The 18,986-nt window shown below is 69.2% G+C and carries 15 protein-coding genes; 6 read left to right on the forward strand and 9 right to left on the reverse strand.

Annotated features, from left to right (window positions below; all coding sequences use genetic code 11):
• Nucleotides 1-125 precede the first annotated feature (125 nt).
• Nucleotides 126-2,684, forward strand: coding sequence for an ATP-dependent Clp protease ATP-binding subunit (locus ACFVM3_RS25295; protein ID WP_378442310.1), 2,559 nt, complete (start codon nucleotides 126-128; stop codon nucleotides 2,682-2,684).
• Between the two features lie 320 nt (nucleotides 2,685-3,004).
• Nucleotides 3,005-4,780: an Hsp70 family protein gene (locus ACFVM3_RS25300; protein ID WP_378442312.1), complete on the forward strand. Its 1,776-nt coding sequence runs from the start codon at nucleotides 3,005-3,007 to the stop codon at nucleotides 4,778-4,780.
• On the opposite strand, the gene pcp is transcribed toward ACFVM3_RS25300, so the two are convergent.
• Nucleotides 4,781-5,416: a pyroglutamyl-peptidase I gene (gene pcp / locus ACFVM3_RS25305; protein WP_340685372.1), complete on the reverse strand. Its 636-nt coding sequence runs from the start codon at nucleotides 5,414-5,416 to the stop codon at nucleotides 4,781-4,783.
• A gap of 101 nt (nucleotides 5,417-5,517) precedes the next feature.
• Between pcp and ACFVM3_RS25310 the strand changes: the two genes are divergently transcribed.
• Nucleotides 5,518-8,703 carry a BTAD domain-containing putative transcriptional regulator gene (locus ACFVM3_RS25310; RefSeq protein WP_378442314.1) on the forward strand — a complete coding sequence of 1,062 codons (3,186 nt, stop codon included), beginning with the start codon at nucleotides 5,518-5,520 and terminating at the stop codon, nucleotides 8,701-8,703.
• A 62-nt stretch (nucleotides 8,704-8,765) separates the two neighbouring features.
• Here the strand turns inward: ACFVM3_RS25310 and ACFVM3_RS25315 are convergent, their stop codons facing one another.
• Nucleotides 8,766-9,566: an ABC transporter permease gene (locus ACFVM3_RS25315; RefSeq protein ID WP_378442316.1), complete on the reverse strand. Its 801-nt coding sequence runs from the start codon at nucleotides 9,564-9,566 to the stop codon at nucleotides 8,766-8,768.
• A complete protein-coding gene (locus ACFVM3_RS25320; protein ID WP_378442317.1) occupies nucleotides 9,563-10,540 on the reverse strand; it encodes an ATP-binding cassette domain-containing protein in 978 nt (325 codons plus the stop codon). Before ACFVM3_RS25320 ends, ACFVM3_RS25315 begins: the two co-directional genes overlap by 4 nt.
• Nucleotides 10,541-10,675: 135 nt before the next feature.
• On the opposite strand from ACFVM3_RS25320, the gene ACFVM3_RS25325 reads away from it, so the two are divergent.
• Nucleotides 10,676-11,695: an endonuclease/exonuclease/phosphatase family protein gene (locus ACFVM3_RS25325; protein WP_378442318.1), complete on the forward strand. Its 1,020-nt coding sequence runs from the start codon at nucleotides 10,676-10,678 to the stop codon at nucleotides 11,693-11,695.
• Between the two features lie 49 nt (nucleotides 11,696-11,744).
• Here ACFVM3_RS25325 and ACFVM3_RS25330 read toward each other — a convergent pair whose 3' ends face one another.
• Both ACFVM3_RS25330 and ACFVM3_RS25335 read right to left on the reverse strand, forming a co-directional pair.
• Nucleotides 11,745-12,572 (reverse strand): NAD-dependent deacetylase, encoded by an 828-nt coding sequence (locus ACFVM3_RS25330; protein WP_378442320.1) that lies wholly within the window; start codon nucleotides 12,570-12,572, stop codon nucleotides 11,745-11,747.
• Nucleotides 12,565-12,873, reverse strand: coding sequence for an antibiotic biosynthesis monooxygenase (locus tag ACFVM3_RS25335; RefSeq protein ID WP_016337748.1), 309 nt, complete (start codon nucleotides 12,871-12,873; stop codon nucleotides 12,565-12,567). Before ACFVM3_RS25335 ends, ACFVM3_RS25330 begins: the two co-directional genes overlap by 8 nt.
• 40 nt (nucleotides 12,874-12,913) lie before the next feature.
• On the opposite strand from ACFVM3_RS25335, the gene ACFVM3_RS25340 reads away from it, so the two are divergent.
• Nucleotides 12,914-14,125 carry an FAD-dependent monooxygenase gene (locus ACFVM3_RS25340; protein ID WP_378442322.1) on the forward strand — a complete coding sequence of 404 codons (1,212 nt, stop codon included), beginning with the start codon at nucleotides 12,914-12,916 and terminating at the stop codon, nucleotides 14,123-14,125.
• A gap of 31 nt (nucleotides 14,126-14,156) precedes the next feature.
• Here ACFVM3_RS25340 and ACFVM3_RS25345 read toward each other — a convergent pair whose 3' ends face one another.
• Nucleotides 14,157-15,599 carry a M1 family metallopeptidase gene (locus ACFVM3_RS25345; RefSeq protein WP_378442324.1) on the reverse strand — a complete coding sequence of 481 codons (1,443 nt, stop codon included), beginning with the start codon at nucleotides 15,597-15,599 and terminating at the stop codon, nucleotides 14,157-14,159.
• Between ACFVM3_RS25345 and ACFVM3_RS25350 the strand changes: the two genes are divergently transcribed.
• The gene (locus ACFVM3_RS25350; protein ID WP_378442326.1) at nucleotides 15,598-16,380 is read left to right on the forward strand and encodes an alpha/beta fold hydrolase; all 783 of its coding nucleotides are present in this window, start codon (nucleotides 15,598-15,600) and stop codon (nucleotides 16,378-16,380) included. The two genes, ACFVM3_RS25345 and ACFVM3_RS25350, sit on opposite strands and share 2 nt — an antisense overlap.
• Here the strand turns inward: ACFVM3_RS25350 and ACFVM3_RS25355 are convergent.
• The 3 genes from ACFVM3_RS25355 to ACFVM3_RS25365 all read right to left on the reverse strand — a co-directional run bounded on the left by ACFVM3_RS25355 (nucleotide 16,370) and on the right by ACFVM3_RS25365 (nucleotide 18,944).
• On the reverse strand, nucleotides 16,370-17,332 hold the full coding sequence (locus ACFVM3_RS25355; protein ID WP_378442328.1) for an N-acetylmuramoyl-L-alanine amidase: 963 nt from the start codon (nucleotides 17,330-17,332) through the stop codon (nucleotides 16,370-16,372). The two genes, ACFVM3_RS25350 and ACFVM3_RS25355, sit on opposite strands and share 11 nt — an antisense overlap.
• 88 nt (nucleotides 17,333-17,420) lie before the next feature.
• Nucleotides 17,421-18,296: an A/G-specific adenine glycosylase gene (locus ACFVM3_RS25360; RefSeq protein ID WP_378442330.1), complete on the reverse strand. Its 876-nt coding sequence runs from the start codon at nucleotides 18,294-18,296 to the stop codon at nucleotides 17,421-17,423.
• A 153-nt stretch (nucleotides 18,297-18,449) separates the two neighbouring features.
• Nucleotides 18,450-18,944, reverse strand: coding sequence for a beta-class carbonic anhydrase (locus ACFVM3_RS25365; protein ID WP_378442332.1), 495 nt, complete (start codon nucleotides 18,942-18,944; stop codon nucleotides 18,450-18,452).
• Between the last annotated feature and the right edge of the window lie 42 nt (nucleotides 18,945-18,986).

Genomic DNA, 18,986 nt, shown 5'->3' on the forward strand with positions numbered 1-18,986 from the left:
GCAATCAGCCGTAGTGGTACGCCAGCGCGACCGCATGGCTACTAGAGTGGTCTCACGGTGCTGAATCCATCGCGGTGAAAGCACGATGGAAACGGGCCGCCGTCGCAGCAGTCGAGGGAGTGCACATGTTTGAGAGGTTCACCGACCGCGCGAGGCGGGTGGTCGTCCTGGCCCAAGAAGAGGCCAGGATGCTCAACCACAACTACATCGGCACCGAGCACATCCTCCTGGGTCTGATCCACGAGGGTGAAGGTGTCGCCGCCAAGGCGCTGGAATCGCTGGGCATCGCGCTGGAGGGCGTCCGCCAGCAGGTCGAGGAGATCATCGGCCAGGGGCAGCAGGCCCCGAGCGGGCACATTCCCTTCACCCCGCGGGCCAAGAAGGTGCTTGAGCTGTCCCTGCGCGAAGCGCTGCAGCTCGGCCACAACTACATCGGCACCGAGCACATCCTGCTCGGGCTGATCCGCGAGGGTGAGGGCGTCGCCGCGCAGGTGCTCGTCAAGCTCGGCGCGGACCTCAACCGGGTGCGTCAGCAGGTCCTGCAGCTGCTGTCTGGCTACCAGGGTGGCAAGGAGTCGGCCGAGACCGGTTCCGGACGCGGTGAAGGCACCCCGTCGTCGTCGCTGGTGCTCGACCAGTTCGGCCGCAACCTGACCGTGCAGGCCCGCGAAGGCAAGCTCGACCCGGTCATCGGCCGGGGCAAAGAGATCGAGCGGGTCATGCAGGTGCTGTCGCGGCGCACCAAGAACAACCCGGTCCTGATCGGCGAGCCCGGCGTCGGCAAGACCGCCGTCGTCGAGGGGCTCGCGCAGAACATCGTCAAGGGCGAGGTGCCCGAGACGTTGAAGGACAAGCAGCTCTACACCCTCGACCTCGGCTCCCTGGTCGCCGGTTCCCGGTACCGCGGTGACTTCGAAGAGCGCCTCAAGAAGGTGCTCAAGGAGATCAAGACCCGCGGCGACATCATCCTGTTCATCGACGAGCTGCACACGCTCGTCGGCGCGGGTGCCGCCGAGGGCGCGATCGACGCCGCGTCGATCCTGAAGCCGATGCTGGCCCGTGGTGAGCTGCAGACGATCGGCGCGACCACGCTCGAGGAGTACCGCAAGTACATCGAGAAGGACGCCGCGCTGGAGCGCCGCTTCCAGCCGATCCAGGTCGGCGAGCCGTCGCTCGAGCACACCATCGAGATCCTGAAGGGTCTCCGTGACCGGTACGAGGCGCACCACCGCGTCTCCATCACCGACGGCGCCCTGGTGCAGGCGGCGACCCTCGCGGACCGCTACATCAACGACCGCTTCCTCCCGGACAAGGCGATCGACCTGATCGACGAGGCCGGCGCCCGGATGCGCATCCGCCGCATGACCGCGCCGCCGGACCTGCGCGAGTTCGACGAGAAGATCGCCGATGTGCGCAGGGACAAGGAGTCCGCGATAGACGCGCAGGACTTCGAGCGCGCCGCCCGCCTCCGTGACGAGGAGAAGACCCTCCTCGGCCAGAAGGGCGAGCGGGAGAAGCAGTGGAAGGACGGCGACCTCGACGTCGTCGCCGAGGTCGACGAGGAGCAGATCGCCGAGGTCCTCGCCAACTGGACCGGTATCCCGGTGTTCAAGCTCACCGAGGAGGAGACCACGCGTCTGCTCCGCATGGAGGACGAGCTGCACAAGCGGATCATCGGCCAGGAGGACGCGGTCAAGGCCGTGTCCCAGGCGATCCGCCGCACCCGCGCCGGCCTGAAGGACCCGAAGCGCCCCTCCGGCTCGTTCATCTTCGCCGGCCCGTCCGGTGTCGGTAAGACCGAGCTGTCCAAGGCGCTCGCGGCGTTCCTGTTCGGCGAGGACGACGCGCTCATCCAGATCGACATGGGCGAGTTCCACGACCGCTACACCGCTTCGCGGCTCTTCGGTGCCCCTCCGGGCTACGTCGGCTACGAAGAGGGCGGCCAGCTGACCGAGAAGGTGCGGCGCAAGCCATTCTCGGTGGTGCTGTTCGACGAGATCGAGAAGGCCCACCAGGAGATCTACAACACGCTCCTGCAGGTCCTCGAAGACGGCCGTCTCACCGACGGCCAGGGTCGTACGGTCGACTTCAAGAACACCGTGCTCATCTTCACCTCGAACCTGGGTACCTCGGACATCTCCAAGTCCGTCTCGCTCGGGTTCTCGCAGGGGGGCGACACCGCCAACCGGTACGAGAAGATGAAGCAAAAGGTCAACGAGGAAATGAAGAAGCATTTCCGGCCTGAGTTCCTGAACCGGATCGACGACATCATCGTCTTCCACCAGCTGACCAAGGACCAGATCATCCAGATGGTCGATCTGATGATCGCCAGGGTCGAGACGCAGCTCAAGGCGAAGGACATGGAGCTCGAGCTCACGCCCAAGGCCAAGTCGCTGCTCGCCAAGCGCGGCTTCGACCCGGTGCTGGGCGCGCGGCCGCTGCGTCGCACGATCCAGCGCGAGATCGAGGACCAGCTGTCGGAGAAGATCCTGTTCGGCGAGGTCCAGGCCGGCCAGATCATCCTGGTCGACGTCGAAGGCTGGAACGACGAAGAGGGCGAGAAGGACGACAAGGCGCACTTCGTCTTCCGTGGCGAAGCCCGGCCCTCGTCGGTCCCGGACGCCCCGCCGGTGAGCATCGGTGCCGGCTCGACCGAAGAGAACGGTGAAACCGAGGGCGAGTAAGTCCTTTCGGTTCCGGAAGTGCCCGTCGCGGGTTCGCCGCGGCGGGCACTTTCGCGTGTTCGCCCTCTGATCACGTGAGTTACGCGCCCAATCACGCGAGTTCGCCGCTCAATCACGCGAGTTCGCCTTCCCGCACAGGGGCCGGTGCGCCTGGATGGCGAACTCGCGTGATCAGACGGACGACACGCGTGATCAGACGGCGAACTCGCGTGATCAGGCGCGCGACTCGCGTGATGGGGGACGTAACTCGCGTGATCAGAGGCGGAACTCGCGTGATCGGGGGGCGTGAGACGATGCCTTCGGGTCCGGGAGGGGGTCAGGTGGACGTTCTGGCGATCGATTTCGGTACCTCCAGCACGGTGGGGGTGCTTTCGATCCACGGCAGGGGGGCGCAGGTCGTCGAGATCGACGGGTCGGTGACGATGTCGTCCGCGATCTACGTCGACAAGGACGGCACTGTCTTCGTCGGTCGTGACGCCGAACGCCGCGCCCGGCTGGATCCGAGCCGGTTCGAGGCGAATCCGAAGCGGCGCATCGACGAGGGCGCCCTCCAGCTCGGTGACGTCTCGCTCCCCATCGCCGACGCCTTCGCCGCGGTCCTGCGCCGGGTCGGCGAAGAGGCCGAGCTGCTCCTCCAGCGTCCGCCCGCGCAGGTGCGCATCTCGCATCCTGCGGGCTGGGGCCCGGATCGCAAGCAGATCCTCCGCGACGCCGCGCTCAAGGCCGGTTTCGGTACGACGACGCTCATTCCCGAGCCGGTCGCCGCCGCCGCCCATTACGCCTCCCTCGGCAACGGTCACCGGCCACCGGGTCCGATCGCGGTCTACGACCTCGGGGCCGGCACCTTCGACTGCGCGGTGGTCGGGGTCAGCGCGCAGGGGTTCGCCGTGCTGGCCGAGGACGGTCTGCCCGATCTCGGCAGTCTCGACATCGACCAGGCGCTGCTGGTGCACATCGGCCGCGAGGTGTCGCATTCCGAACCCGCGCGCTGGCAACGGATCCTGCGCCCGCAGTCGGTCAGCGACCGCCGGACGCGCCGGTCGTTGCTGCAGGACGTCCGTGACGCCAAGGAAAGCCTGTCCCGCCATCAGCAGACCGAGATCCCGATGCCGGAGCCGTTCGGCGACGTGCGGGTGACCCGGACGGAGCTGGAGGCGCTCGTCCGGCCGAGTTTCCTGCGCAGCGCCGAGCTTCTGGCCACCACGATCCGCCGTGCCGGGCTGTCCCCGGACCGGCTCGGCGGCGTCTACCTCGTCGGCGGGCCGAGCCGGATGCCGTTGCTGGCGAGCCTGCTGGCGAATCAGCTCAGGATCGCGCCGACCACACAGGATCAGCCGGAGACGGCGGTCGCGTTCGGCTTGCTCCACGTGCCCGCGGGCGGCGAGGACTCCCAGCTGACCGTGCCCGCCTTCGCGCCGGTCGCGCCGCCGGTGCGCCAGCAACCCGTGCAGCAGCAACCGGTGCAACAACAGCCGCCGCGTCGCCCGCAACCACCGCGCTGGACACCGCCACCGCCCCCGCCGGGCCGGAACTGGCAGAAGCCCACGGCCTACGGCGTCGTCGGGCTCGCTCTCGCGGCGATCGTGACGACGATCGTCCTGCTCAGCGGCGGCGAAGACGAGCCGGTCGCCGGGCCTGCCCCGGCGAAGCCGGTGAGTTGCGAACAGCCGGGGCAGAAGGACGCGCAGGGGTTCACGGACTGTCTCCGCCGGATCGCCGCGGTCATCCCGCAGCGGGACGACTGCCGGGACGCGCCGGACGCGGCCGCCACGGTGGGTGCGGCGTCGGCGGTCACCTGCGTGTTCAAGGACGACAAGGGATCGAACGCGATCAACTACTACCAGGGCGTCGCGATGACCGGCCTGGAGGACGGCGTCCGGCAGCGCATGACCAAGGGTAAGCCCGTGGAGGGCACCTGGGCGGCCGACGGGCTCCGGGGGCGCTACTTGGCGGGCGTGGGCACGCGAAGCGGCATCGTGCTCTTCGGGACCGAAGACGCGCCGTTGAGCGCGATGCTCGTCTCGACCCGCGGCGATGGCTCAGCGCGGACGACCGCGGAGATGGTCGAGTTCTTCACGGCGCAGCTCAAGCCTTGATCAGTGCAGGGTGCCCGCCGGTGTCGAAAGATCCTCGGTCACCGAAAGCGAGGTCTCCACGATGATCTCCAGCGCCTCGGCGGCGCGGTGCACCGCCAGGCTCGGCGCGGTCGTCCGCGCGGCCTGCTCCGGCGTGTACGGCACGTGCACGAAACCGCCGCGTACGCCGGGAAAGTCGTTGTCCAGCAAGTGCATCAGCCCGTAGAAGACCTGGTTGCACACGTACGTCCCGGCGGTGTGCGAGACCGACGCCGGAAGCCCCGCGTCCTTGATCCCCGTGACGCACGCCTTCACCGGCAGCGTGGTGAAGTACGCGTTCGGCCCGCCGGGGATCACCGGGACGTCGACGGGCTGCGAACCAGCGTTGTCCGGGATACGGGCGTCGATCAGGTTGATCGCGACCCGTTCCGGGGTGACGTCGGGGCGCCCGCCCGCCTGCCCGACGCAGATCACGAGTTCTGGCCGGTATTCGTCGATCGCGTCGCGCAAGGTGACCAGCGAACGCGAGAAAACGCACGGCAGTTCGACGGCGACGGTGTCGTGCCGCCGTCCGGTGAGCAGGGAAACCGCCTGCCACGACGGATTCACCCGCTCACCGCCGAACGGTTCGAAACCGGTGAGGAGCACGGACGTCATGTCCTCACCCTAACGTGTGACGCCGGTCAGGCGGCCGACTTGAATTCCCTACTTCAGTCGCCTATGGGCTATCCGTTTGCGTGTTCTGGAAAGCTGGGGGCGTGCGTGTGACGCTGCTGGGCCCGGTCGGAGCGGAGGCCGGCGACGGCACCCCGGTCGACATCGGCGGTGCCCGCCTCCGCATGCTCTTGGCCAGGCTCGCGCTGGAGCCCGGCCGCGCCGTCCCGGCGGCGGCCCTCATCGACGGTCTCTGGGGCGCGGAACCGCCCGCCGACGCGGCGAACGCGCTGCAGTCCCTGGTCTCGCGGTTGCGCAAGGTGCTGCGCGCCGAAGACGTCACCCTCGACTCCGGCCCCGGCGGTTACCGCCTCGACGTCGCTCGCGAGGACGTCGACGTGTGCCGCTTCGAGCGCCTGGCGGCGGAGGGCCGAGCGGAGCTGGCGGCGGGACGGGACGCCGGTGCGGCCGCGGTACTCGCCGAAGCGCTCGGCCTCTGGCGTGGTCAGGCGCTGTCCGACGTGCTCGATGCCCCGTTCGCGCAGGCGCCGGCGACCCGCCTGGAGGACCTGCGCCTGGAAGCCGCCGAGGACCGTTTCGAGGCGGAGATCCGGCTGGGCGGGCACGACCGGGTGCTCGCGGATCTCAAGGAGGCGGCCACGCGGCACCCGCTGCGTGAACGGCTCGCCGGGTTGTGGATCCGGGCGTTGTGCGCGGCGGACCGGCAGTCCGACGCCCTCGCCGTCTACGAAGAGGTCCGGGCGGCGCTGGCCGATCAGCTCGGCGTCGACCCGTCGGCCGAACTCCGGGAGATCCATCTCGCCGCGTTGCGCGGGGAACTCGGCCCGCCGCCCGCGGCCGCCGATCATCTCCCGGTCCGGCTCACCAGTTTCGTCGGCCGTGACGACGAGTTGAAGCTGGTCGCCGAGCTTCTCGCGGGTGCGCGGCTGGTGACGCTCGTCGGGCCAGGTGGCGCCGGGAAGACGCGGCTGGCCACCGAGGTCGCGACGCGGCATCCGGCGCACGCGCGCGGACGGGTCTGGTTCGTGCCGCTCGCCGGCGTCCGCGACCCGGGTGACCTGCCCGGCGCGGTTTTCGCCGCACTGGAGCTGTGGGATCTCGGTCTTTCGCACGGCGGCGATCCGATGCGCCGCCCGGTCGACGCGCTGGCCAGGGTCGTGGAGACGCTCGGCGCGGGTGAATCGGTGCTGGTACTGGACAACTGCGAGCATCTGGTCGACGCGGCCGCGGAGCTGGCGAACACGCTGTTGCGCCGCGTGCCGACTCTGCGCATCCTCGCGACGAGCCGTGAGGCGCTGGCCATCGACGGCGAGACGCTGTGCCCGCTCGGACCACTGGCCGTCCCGGAAGGTACGCCGACCGTTTCCCAGGCCGCCGAGGCGGGCGCGATCCGGCTGTTCGTCGACCGGGCGGTGGCCGTGCGCCCGGACTTCGTGCTCGACGAGTCCACTGTGGACGGCGTCGCGCAGATCTGCCGCAGGCTGGACGGGATGCCGCTGGCGCTGGAACTGGCCGCCGCGCGGCTGCGGTCGATGACCGTCGGGCAGATCTCGCGGCGGCTCGACGACCGGTTCCGCCTGCTGACCTCCGGCAGCCGGACCGCGTTGCCGAGGCAGCGCACGCTGCGGGCCGTCGTCGAGTGGAGCTGGGACCTGCTCGACGACGCCGAACGCGTACTCGCCAGGCGGCTCTCGGTCTTCGGGGCGGGCGCCGAGGTCGAGGCGGCCGAAAGCGTCTGCGCCGGTGACGGCCTGCCCGCCGAAGACGTGCTGTACGTCCTCGGCTCGCTCGTCGAGAAGTCCATTGTGGACGCCGTCGCCGGAGACCACGGCGAGCCGCGGTACCGCATGCTGGAGACCATCCGGGCCTACGCGGCGGAACGTCTCGACGAAGCCCAAGAGCGAGAGCAGCTCACGAAGTCCTATCACCGCTACTACGCCCAGCTGGTCGAACGGCTGGAGCCGATGCTGCGGACGGCGGATCAGCTCATCGCCATCTCGCGCTACGACGCGGAACACGGCAACATCGTGACGGCGCTCCGGCAGGCCATCGACGCCGACGACGTGGAAATGGCGACGCGGCTGTTCGGCGGCACCTTCTGGTACTGGCTGATCAAGGGCGACAGCGACCGGGTCGAGTCCTTCGTCGCCGAGGTGCTCACGTTCGGCGACCGTCTGGAGGAGGACTTCGCTGCCGCGTTCCGGGCGATGCGCGAGATCACCGCGATGGTGCCGGGCGTCGGCGACCGCGAACTCGTGCGTGAACTCATCGACGACTGTGTGCGGACGAACGCGTACACCCGGTTCGCCGGTCTGGCGATCGGCCTGCCGATGCTGGCCTTCTTCAGTCAGAACAAGGAACTCGCGCACCGCGAGGTGGCGCGGGCGCTGGCGAGCCCGGACCCGTGGGCCAGGTCCGCGGGGTCGTGGGCGTACAGCTTCATCCTCGCCGACGACGGCGATCCCGAAGGCGCGGACAGGGCGAGGGACAGGGCCTACGAAGGGTTCACGGCCGTGGGCGACCGCTGGGGCACCGCGATGGCCGTGGGCATGAAGGCGAGCGACATCTCGATGTCGGGCGATCACGACGCCGCGCTCGCGCTGTACCGGCGAGGCCTCGCCCTCGCGCTCGAACTGGGGTCGCAGGACGACGTGATCCAGCAGCGCTGGCGGCTCGCGACGGAGTACGCGCGGGCCGGTGACCTCGACACGGCCATGCGCGAGATGCGCGACGCCGAGCGCTACGCGATCGAGACGGGCAACGACCAGCTCGCGGTGATGGTGCTGGTGGGCAAGGCGGATCTGCTCAGCCGCGCCGGACGGATCGACGAGGCGCGCGCGGTCGGCGTCCGGTTCCGGGAGCTCATGGCGACGGTGCCGATGCCGGGGATGTTCGGCGACGAATTCGGCGGGTACATCGACACGGAGATCGCGCTGGCCGCCGGAGATCTGGACGAGGCCGAGCGTGGTGCCGCGATCGTCGTGAAATCCACCGCGGAACGCGGCGACATGCCCGATCTCGGCCGGATCGTCGAGGTCTGCGGCCTGATCCGGTTCCGGCAGGGGCGGCCGGAGACGGCTGTCCGGCTGCTCGGCGCGGCGAAGCTGCTGCGCGGCAGGCTGGACCTCGGAGAGCCCGGCATCCGGCAGCTCATCGACGATCTTCGCGAACATTTCGGCGAGGAGCGCTACGAAGAGCTCCTCGCCCAGGACGCCGGTCTGTCCCGAGCGGATCTTGTCTCCTGGATCTGCCAGGAAGCGGGCGCGTGAAGAAGGGCTCCTCGCCTCGGCAGAGGCAAGGAGCCCTTCACGCGCGTTCCCCCTGACCCCCGTCAGACGCGCTTCCGGTAAGCCCACGTGGCGAGCGGGAAGAAGACCGCGAGCGCGGCCGCCATCCAGATCAGCGCGCCGGTCAGCGGTCCGGCGACCGGCCCGCCGTTCATCAGCCCGCGCAGGACGTCGGACATCTGCGTCACCGGGCTGATGTCCGCCCACGCCTTCAGCCAGCCGGGCATGGTGTCGGTCTGCACGAACACGTTGCTGCCGAAGGTCAGCGGCATCAGCACCACGAACATCAGGCCCTGCACCGCGCCGGGGCTCTTCACCAGCATCCCGACGAACACCGAAGCCCAGCAGAACGCCAGCGCGAACGCGATGACGAGCACGATCGCCAGCGCGAACTCGGCGGGCCCGGTCTGGATCCGGTAGCCCATGATCGTCGCGACGACCATCAGCACGACCAGGCACACCAGGTACCGCACGATATCGGCCAGCACGGCGCCGATCAGCGGCGCGGACCGCGCGATCGGCATGGCCCGGAACCGGTCGAACACGCCCTTGGTGACGTCGGTGTTCAGCTGGACGCCGACGGTCATGCTGGCCTGCAGGATGTTGAACACCATGATGCCGGGCACGATCATCTGGAGGTAGCCCTCGGTGCTGCCCATGATCGCGCCACCGAACAGGTAGACGAACATGACCAGGAAGATGATCGGCGCGAGCGTGACGTCGGCCAGCTGCTCCGGGTTCTTGCGGATCTTCAGGACGCCACGCCAGGCGAGGGAAAGCCCGTGCCGCACGCTGCTCGACGGGGAAACGCGCCGTGGTGGCGCGGGCATCGCGATGGTCGTCATACCAGGCTCCCTTCCGGAGTCGTGTCCTTTGTGGACTCGTCGGTCTTCTTGCCGGTGAGCGCGAGGAACACCTCGTCGAGGCTGGGCAGCCGCAGCGCCAGCTCGTCCGCGGTGATCCCGGCCTCGTCCAGCTTGCGGACCAAAGTGGACAGCAGGACCGGGTCGGCGACGGGCGCGGTGAGCAGCCCGGTGTCGTCGTCCCGGTGCGGCCGGGCACCGGTGAGCCCGGCCAGGATGCGCTCGACGGCGTCGAGGTCGGCGAGCGCGGACGGCCGGACCTGCAGCGTCTGGCCGCCGGTCCGCCGCTTGAGCTCGTCGGCCCGGCCGTTCGCCACGACGTGCCCGTGGTCGAACACGGTGATCGTGTCGGCCAGCTGGTCGGCCTCCTCCAGGTACTGCGTGGTGAGCAGCACCGTCGTGCCGTCGGCGACCAGCGTCCGGACCACGGCCCAGACCTCGTTGCGGGCGTGCGGGTCGAGCCCGGTGGTCGGCTCGTCCAGGTACAGCACCCTGGGACGGCCGACCAGGCTCGCGGCGAGGTCGAGCCGCCGCCGCATCCCGCCCGAGTAGGTCTTGATCGCGCGGCCGGCGGCGTCGGTCAGCTCGAACCGCTCCAGCAGCTCGGCCGCGCGCTTCTTCGCGTCCGCCCTCGAGAACTCCAGCAGCCTGCCGATCAGGACGAGGTTCTCCGTACCGGAAAGGTCCTCGTCGACCGACGCGTACTGCCCGGTCAGCCCGATCATGCTCCGGACCGCCATCGGGTTCTTGACGACGTCGTACCCGAAGACGCTCGCGTGGCCGCGGTCCGGGCGGATCAAAGTGGCCAGGATCCGGACGGCGGTCGTCTTCCCCGCGCCGTTCGGCCCCAGCACCCCGACCACCTTGCCCGCGGGGACCTCCAGATCGACCCCGTCGAGCGCCTTCGTCTCCCCATAGTGTTTGACCAGGCCCTCGGCCCTGATCGCGTGAGTCATCGTTCCTCCTGTGGATCTCGCCCCGCCGATCAAGGTGCACCCCTGGCCTGGCAGACCGCGCACAGCGCGCTGGCAGCGGCTGACAGGAGCTGATAAGCGCTGGTAGACGTGGTGTGAGGAGGTTGTGAAGGTGTTGTGGAGACGGCCGCCGCCGCGCTGGTGATCGGCATACTCGACGGCATGGTGATCGAAGAACGCGTGGTGCCGCGAGGTGCCGGGCGAAAGCTGGTCAGCGGGCTGCTCATCGGGGCGGTCGTGCCGTTCGCGGTGCTGACGGCGTTACGGCTGGTGGGCTACGACGGCAACACGTACACGATCGCCGCACTCGCGCTCACGCCGTACGCCGGGATCGCGACGCTGGTGCTCGGCCTCCTCGCGCTGGGGCTCCGCCGCTGGTGGACCGGGGTGGTCGCGCTGGTGCTGACCTGCACGATCGCGTCTCTGGTGCTTCCGCGAGCGTTCGCGAACGAGCAGAAGGCGCTCGACGGGAAGCACGTGCGCGTGCTGGCGTCGAACATGCTGGGCGGGCAGGCCGATCCGGACCGGATCGTCGGCTACGTGAAGGAGCACCGGGTCGACGTCCTGAGCCTGACCGAGATGACGCCCGAGGCCGTCGCCGGGCTCGAACGGGCCGGGTTGTTCCAGGTCCTGCCCTACCACGTGCTGCACCCGGCCGAATGGGCGTCGGGCTCCGGGCTGGTGTCGAGGTATCCGCTCACGCCGCTGAAACTGAGCGGAAATTCGGACTACAAGCAGCCCAGCGCGAGCGTGGACCTTGGCGACGGCGTCCGGATCGAGGTCGTCGCGGTCCACCCGGCGGCGCCGATGTGGGACCGGCACGCCTGGGTCGACGAGGCCAAGGACCTGCCGTACGCCGACGCCGAGCACGACATCCGGATCCTGGCGGGCGACTTCAACGCCAGTCTGGACCACGCGCTCATTCGTGAGCTGCTGACCAGGGGATACGTGGACGCGGCCGATCAGCTGGGGAAGGCGTTGGAGGGCACCTGGACGAACGGGCTGGTGCCGCCGGTGCCGATCGACCACGTGCTGGCGGACAAGCGGACGGCCATCGCGGACTTCAAGGTGCTGGAGACGCCGGGCAGCGACCACGACGCCGTCTACGCGGAGATCGTCCTGCCCAGAGCGGGCTGAAAGCTCCCTTCACCGCATGAGACGCGGTGAAAGCTCCCTTCACCGCGTCTCATGCGGGCATGGTCCCCTTCAGCAGCGCGTCCAGTGCCTTGAGTGTTTCGAGGCCGTTGCTCGCCAGGGAAACGCCGCGGCCGTGCCGGACCTGCGGCTCGCGCGGGTTGATCCGGACCAGCGCGCCGGTCGCGGCGCTGGCCAGCTCCGAGTACCGCCGCACCGTCGGCACGGCCTGTCCGGCGCCGAGCTCCACCACGACGAGGTCGCGATGCCGGCGACGCCACGCGTTCAGCTCGTCGAGCTGGGCCTGGCTGCGCTGCCCGAGCCAGTCGTAGTCGCCGAACATCAGGATGTTGGGCCGGGCGAGGCCGCCACAGCGCGGGCAGGACGGCAGCGGTTCGAGCGCGCGCATGCTGTCTTCGTCGATCGGGACCGCGACGTCGTCCGCGGGCCAGATCTCCTTGGTGCACCTGGCGAGGCACTGCAGCTGGTGGATGGACCCGTGCGCCTCGGCGACCTGGGAGTAGCCAGCCTTCTGGAACTGTCCGTCCACATTGGACGTGAACGCGCGGGTGCCGCCCGGTTTGCGCGCTCCCCAGGACAGCAGGAGACGGAAGCCGTCGTGCGGGACGGTGGCGCGGTACAGCGCGAGCCGGTGCCCGTAGAAACCCCAGGCCAGCTCGGGGTCTTCGGCGAAATGCCGCGGGTCGGCCAGCTCGACGAAGCTGATGCCCAGGCGCTCGTACGGCGGATACGCCTTCCAGAAACCTTCGTCGCCCCGGAAATCGGGCAGGCCGGAGTCGACACCCATCCCGGCACCGGCGCAGACGAGCAGCGCGCCGGCGCCGTCGATCAGTTCCGCGGCTCGTTCGAGCTCACTCACCCGGCTTCGAAGCCTGGACGACCTCGAATTCCAGCAGGTTCGCGCCGGTGGAAACCGGCTTCGCGCGCTCGCCCGCGTGCGCCTCGCGCGCCGGGCCGGACGCCCACGCCTGATACGCCTCTTCGGACTCCCACTTGGTGTAGACGAAGTAGCGCGACTCGCCGGAGACCGGACGGAGCAGCTCGAAGCCGAGGAAGCCGGGCTGGTTGTCGACGGCGTGCAGCCGCGCGGCGAACCGCTTCTCCAGCTCGGGGCCTGCGCCTTCGGGGACCTCGATCGCGTTGATCTTCACGACTGCCATGCCGCCAGCCTACGACGAAACTCTTTTGCGCCGCGATGTGATGCGTGGGACCTTCCCAAGAGTGGCTGACACCAAGATCCTCATCTCCGGGGCGAGCGTCGCCGGGCCGGCGCTGGCCTTCTGGCTCGCCCGGTACGGCTTCCAGGTGACCGTCGTGGAGCGCGCGCCTTCGCTGCGCCCCGGCGGCCAGGCCGTCGACCTGCGCGGAACGGCCAAGGAGGTCGCGCGCCGGATGGGCCTGGACGAACGTATCCGCGCCGCCTGCACGGATACGAAGGGCGAGACACTCGTCGACCGGAAGAACCGCACGAAGGCCACGATCCGCGCCGACGACTTCGACGGTGACGGCGTCGTCGCCGAGATCGAGATCCTCCGCGGCGACCTGACCGAAGTGCTCTACGAGGCGACCAAGGAGACGACGGAGTACGTCTTCGGCGACCGGATCACCGCGCTGGACGAGCGGGCCGACGGCGTCGATGTCACCTTCGCCGTCGGTGCGCGGCGGACGTACGACATGGTCATCGGGGCGGACGGGCTGCATTCGGGAGTGCGGGCGCTGGCCTTCGGCGACGAGTCCAGGTTCGTCCGGCATCTGGGCTCGTACCTGGCGTTCTTCACCGTGCCGAACCGGCTAGGCCTGCGGAACTGGGCCGTCGGCTACGACGACGTCGGCCGGTCCGCCGGGATTCGCGCCGTCCGCGACGGCGACGAGGCGATGGCCTACTTCGGGTTCGTCGCGGAGAAGATCGACTACGACTATCGCGACGTCGAGGCGCAGAAGGCCCTGGTGCGCGAGCTCGCGGCAGGGATGGAGTGGGAGGCGCCCTGGCTGCTGGACCGGATGGACGAGGCCCCCGACTTCTACTTCGATTCGTGCGCCCAGGTGATCATGGAGTCTTGGTCGCGCGGCCGCGTCGGGCTGCTGGGTGACGCCGCCTTTTGCCCTTCGCCCCTTTCCGGCCAGGGCACGAGCCTGGCGTTCGTCGGCGCGTACGTCCTCGCCGGGGAGCTCGCGGCCGGCCTCGACACCGGGCTCAAACGCTATGAGGCGGTCATGCGCGAGTTCGTCGAGAAGACGCAGGAGATGGGGCGGGAGAACGCGGAGTCGATCTTCGCGAAGTCGCGGACGTCGTTGCGGATGCGCTACGTGATGATGCGGGTGATGCGGCTCAAGCCGTTCGCCGCGCTGGCCTCGCGGAAGATGCGGGACGTCGTGAACGGCATCGACCTGCCGGACCACCCCGGCGTCTGACCGCATTTAGAGGACTAAATGCGGGAGATGGTCAGCCTCGCAGGGTGCCCGGTAGCAGTTCGGCGTCCGGCGGGATCGTCGTGCCGTGGAACCACGCGTCGAAGAACGGCCGCAGGTTCTGGTCCGAAAGCTTGACCGTGAACGCCTCGAAATCCGCCCAGGACGCGTTGGCGTTCCGGTACGCGGCCGGCCATTCCTTCAGCAGGCGCCCGAACGCTCCTTCGCCGATCTTCCGCCGCAGCGCGTGGATGGCCAGGATCCCCTTGTCGTAGACGCCGTGGAACTCCTTCCCGGCCCCCATGTCGACCAGTTTCGGCGCCCAGAAATCCTGGCTGCCGCGCATGATCTCGAGGGCGGCGCGATAGCGGTCGTCCAGGTTCTCGTTGTCCCGCGACTCCTGCCACAGCCATTGCGCGTACGACGCGAGACATTCGTTGAGGCAGATGTCGGACCACGATTTCAGGGTCACCGAATCGCCGAACCACTGGTGCGCGGTTTCGTGCACCACGGTGATCAGGTCGGCCCATTTCGCGTAGGTCGGCCTGGTCTGGGTCTCCAGCGAAAAATGGATGTCCTCGTCGAGATAGATGCCGCCCGCCGCGTCCACCGGATACGGCCCGAACTTCGAGCTCAGGAAACCGATGATCTCCGGCAGCCGCCTGCCGGTGTCGCGCCGGTCCTCGGCGCCCGGCGCGTACGCGTTGACCACCGGCGTCCCGTCGGGAAGCGCCATCCGGTCGACGGTGAACTTGTCGATCGCCACCGTGGTCAGATACGACGCCACGGGCGTGCGCTCCTGCCAGGACGTCGTGGTCCAGCCGTTCGCCGAGGTCTTCTGGATCTCGCGCCCGTTCGAGATGACGGTCCAGCCGTCCGGCACGCGGGCGGTGAGGGTGAACATCGCCTTGTCGCGCGGGGTCTCGTTCACGGGATACCAGAACGACGCCGAATGCGGCTCGCCGACGATGAACGCGCCGCCGTCCTTCGACTTCTGCCAGCCGTTCTCGCTGCCGCCGGCCTTGGGTGTCGCCGACGGGTCGCCGCCGTAGACGACCTTCGTGCGGAAGGGGGTCCCGTTCCGGATCGGCTCGGCGGGTGTCACCACGAGCTCGAATTCGCCCTCGCGCGCGAACTTCGCCGGTTTTCCGTCCACTTCAACGGATTGCACGGTCAAGCCGCGTAAGTCCAGGTTGTACCGATCGAGGTCCTGGGTCGCTTTCGCGATCACCGTGGTGTCGCCGTCGAGACGCCCTTTCGCCGGGTCGTAGGTGATCCCGACCTGGTACTCGGTCGCGTCATAGCCGCCGTTCCCGTCCATCGGGCAGTACGGATCGCCCGCGCCCGAAGCGCCCGGAGCCGGGTTCATCGGCGGCGGCGGTGGGGGCGCGGCCGGAGCGGGCTCGGCGGTGCATCCGATAATCAGGGCGCAGACGGCCCCCATGACCAGACCGGCGGCGGGGACACGGCTGCGCATGGAGGGGAGCTTAGTGGTGATCCAGCGCGACGGGTTGATCACTTTCGGCGGCGACGGGCCGCCGATCGTCCTTCTGCACGGGCTGATGGGCAGGGCGACGACGTGGTGGCGGGTCGCGCGGAGGCTCCAGCCGTACGGGCGTGTCCACGGGCTCGACGCGCGAGGTCACGGACGCGGACCGCGTGGCGGGCCATGGCGCACCGAGCGGTTCGCCGACGACGTCGCCGCGGTGCTGCGGAACTTCGGCGAGCCCGCGGTCCTGATCGGACATTCGATGGGCGGCCTGCACGCGTGGGTCACCGCGGCCACGTATCCCGAGCTCGTCCGCGCCGTGGTCTGCGAGGACTTCGCGCCGGACCAGCGCGGCCGGACCGTGGACACCTGGCGCGGGTACTTCGAATCGTGGCCCGTCCCGTTCCGGTCGCTGGCCCACGTGCGCGAATTCTTCGGCGACACCGGCGACTACTTCATCGAATGCGTCGAGGAACGCGAAGACGGCTACCACCTGATCGCCGCCCTCCCGGATCTGTACGAGATCGCGGCCGAATGGGGGAGGCGCGACTTCTGGGAGTTCGTCGAACGCGTGAAATGCCCGCTGCTCGCGATCGAAGGTGAACGGACCGCGATGCCGCACGGTCAGCAGGCCGAGCTGGCCGCGCGCGTGCCCGGCGGCCTCGGACGGCATATCGTCGTCCATGGCGCCGGGCACGTGGTGCACGACGAGGCGCCGGAGACCTACCTCGGTGCCGTCGAAGCGTTCCTCTCCGACGTCATCGGTTGAGCCGGGCTTTCAGCGCCCGCGGATCGGTGCCGGACCCGACGATGAGCGGCCAGACGTCCGAGCCGAGGAAGCCGGTCTCGTCGGTCGCCGCGGTCGCGCCACAGGCGTCGCGCTCCAGCCCGTGCCGGGCCGCCACCGCGGCCACAGCGTCCTTTGTGGACTGTCCGAAAAGGCCATCGGTGGGCACGGCGAAACCGCGTGCCCGCAGGAGTTCCTGCGCCATCCGCACCCGCGGCCCGCTGTCACCGGGTTTGAGCAGCGGCCACTCCGGCAGATTCACCTTCGGCGACGACGATCCCAGCACCTTGCCGACCTCGGTGCGCAGCTCCGGAAGCCGGTCGTACAACACGGTGCCGGGGCATTCGGTCGAGTTGAAGTCCCGGTGTCCCTTGATGAATTCCGGCGAGATCCCGTACTGCGAAGCGATGTACGCGACCAGCTTCACCAGCGAGTCCCAGAGCGCCGGCGTGACGTCCTCTTTGCTGTAGAGGCCTTCGTTCTCGATCCCGATGCAGGTGCTGTTGTTGTTGCCCACGTTCGCGCCCAGCACGTGCTGGGTACCGCCGCGCAGGATCTCCAGGCTGCGATGCCGGCCTTCGGTGATGTGCCCGCCGCGGCTGTTCGTGAACTGCTGGCCGGTGTCGATCCAGCCGCGGGTGTCCATATGGAAATTCTGGATGGAGCGCGACGCCCAGAAGGCGTGTTCGAGCGTGTAGTCGGTGACGTTCCCCGGCTCGACCGTGTGGTGCACGACGATGTACGTCGGCTTGTGGTTCTGCACCTCGATCGTGCCGTTCGGCGGCCGCGCGCTCCACGCGGCCGTTCCGTGGATCTTCGGTTCTGTCACCCCGGACGCCGCGTCGGCGGCGGAAATCGTTGCTGTCCCCAGTAGCCCGACGGCGCTTACCGTCAGGCCGCCCTTGAGCGCGGTACGTCGGTCGAAGTCGGCCACGGGCGAAACTCCCATCATGCGCGTTGGCCGGAAAACTAACCCGCCATCGCGCCGATGACAACCATTGACCAACTTTTGTCGTAATGCGTTAGTGTTCGCCAGGCAGGGCGAACAGGCCGTCCCCGGTCTGTTCGAGCAACCCGTCCACCAGCAGGGAGTCGAGGCAGCGGTCGCGCTGCCCGGATTCGTGCCAGACGAGATCGAGCCGTGCCTTCTCGACCGGGCCTTCGCTGCCGCGCAGGACGTCGAGCAGCAGCCCGCGCACCTGACGGTCGGTGCCGGCGAACTTCTGGACCTGCTTCGCGGGCCCGGCGTACGCGGGCCGTCCGGCGTGCTGCCACGCGCAGTCGTCGTAGATCGGGCAGTCCGCGCATCGCGGCGAACGCGCGGTGCAGACGAGCGCGCCGAGTTCCATCAGCGCGGCCGAAAGTTTCGCGGCGGGCGCGTCTTCCGGCGGCAGCAGCGCCTCGACGTCGGCCATGTCGCGGGTGTTCGACGGCGGCCCGGCGTCACCGGCGCCGTGCACCGCCCTGGCCACCACGCGCCGGACGTTCGTGTCCACCACCGGCGCCCGCTTGCCGTAGGCGAAGGCGGCGACGGCGCGCGCGGTGTACGCGCCGATGCCGGGCAACGCGAGCAGAGTGTCCACATCGGACGGAACGACGTCGCCGTGTTCGGCGGCGATGACGGCCGCCGCGGCGTGCAGCCGCAACGCGCGCCGCGGGTAGCCGAGTTTGCCCCAGGCGCGCACGACCTCGCCCTGCGACGACGCCGCCAGCGCCGACGGCACCGGCCAGCGCGCCATCCAGTCGAGCCAGATCGGCTGGACCCGCGCGACCGGTGTCTGCTGCAACATGATCTCGCTGACGAGCACACCCCAGGCGGTGCATTCCGCTTCACGCCAAGGGAGGTCGCGCCCCACTTCGTCGAACCACTCGGTCAGCACATCCGCGTCGACGCCCACCAGGCCAAGCTTAAAGGTGCGACCCACCGGGCCCAAAGGCGTCTCCACAAGGGCGCCCTCTTTGGGCCGGAGGCCCACGGAAACACGATGAAGGGGCGCCTCCTCGCTCAACGTGACGTTCAGCGGGATCGGCGCCCCCGCGGCGGGTTTCCGTCAGTGCGCGACCTCGGTCAGGCGGCCCAGCTTCACGTCGTAGACGAACCCGCGCACATTGTCGGTGTGCGGGAGGAAGTCGCTGCGCCGGACACGCTGCACCGACCGGCGCACGCTGTCCTCCACCTCGCGGAACGCCTCGACCGACCATGTCGGGCGAAGTCCGCTGGCGGCTTCGAGCTCGTCCTTGAAGTCGTCCTCGGTGACCATGGACAGGCCACAGTCGGTGTGCTGCACGATCAGCACCTCGCGGGTGCCGAGTTTCCGCTGGCTGAGGGCGAGCGAGCGGATCATGTCGTCGGTGACGACCCCGCCCGCGTTACGCAGGATGTGGGACTCGCCCTGGATCAGGCCGAAGATCTCGAACACCCGGATACGGGCGTCCATACAGGTCAGGATCGCCACCTGGAGTGATGGCCTCGGGGACGAGCGGTCACCAGGAGTGACATCACCCAGCTCCTGGTTGCGCTTGAGCAGTACGTCGATTGAGGTCACCCGCTCATTGGAACCGACACGCCGGGGGAGAGCAACGTGTGC

This window comes from Amycolatopsis sp. NPDC057786, from assembly GCF_042797905.1.
Taxonomy (GTDB): domain Bacteria; phylum Actinomycetota; class Actinomycetes; order Mycobacteriales; family Pseudonocardiaceae; genus Amycolatopsis.

Coding starts and splice junctions, on each gene's coding strand:
- ACFVM3_RS25295 (WP_378442310.1), top strand. CDS start 126: ATGTTTGAGAGGTTCACCGACCGCGCGAGGCGGGTGGTCGTCCTGGCC.
- pcp (WP_340685372.1), bottom strand. CDS start 5,416: ATGACGTCCGTGCTCCTCACCGGTTTCGAACCGTTCGGCGGTGAGCGG.
- ACFVM3_RS25315 (WP_378442316.1), bottom strand. CDS start 9,566: ATGACGACCATCGCGATGCCCGCGCCACCACGGCGCGTTTCCCCGTCG.
- ACFVM3_RS25320 (WP_378442317.1), bottom strand. CDS start 10,540: ATGACTCACGCGATCAGGGCCGAGGGCCTGGTCAAACACTATGGGGAG.
- ACFVM3_RS25335 (WP_016337748.1), bottom strand. CDS start 12,873: ATGGCAGTCGTGAAGATCAACGCGATCGAGGTCCCCGAAGGCGCAGGC.
- ACFVM3_RS25340 (WP_378442322.1), top strand. CDS start 12,914: ATGCGTGGGACCTTCCCAAGAGTGGCTGACACCAAGATCCTCATCTCC.
- ACFVM3_RS25350 (WP_378442326.1), top strand. CDS start 15,598: ATGGAGGGGAGCTTAGTGGTGATCCAGCGCGACGGGTTGATCACTTTC.
- ACFVM3_RS25345 (WP_378442324.1), bottom strand. CDS start 15,599: ATGCGCAGCCGTGTCCCCGCCGCCGGTCTGGTCATGGGGGCCGTCTGC.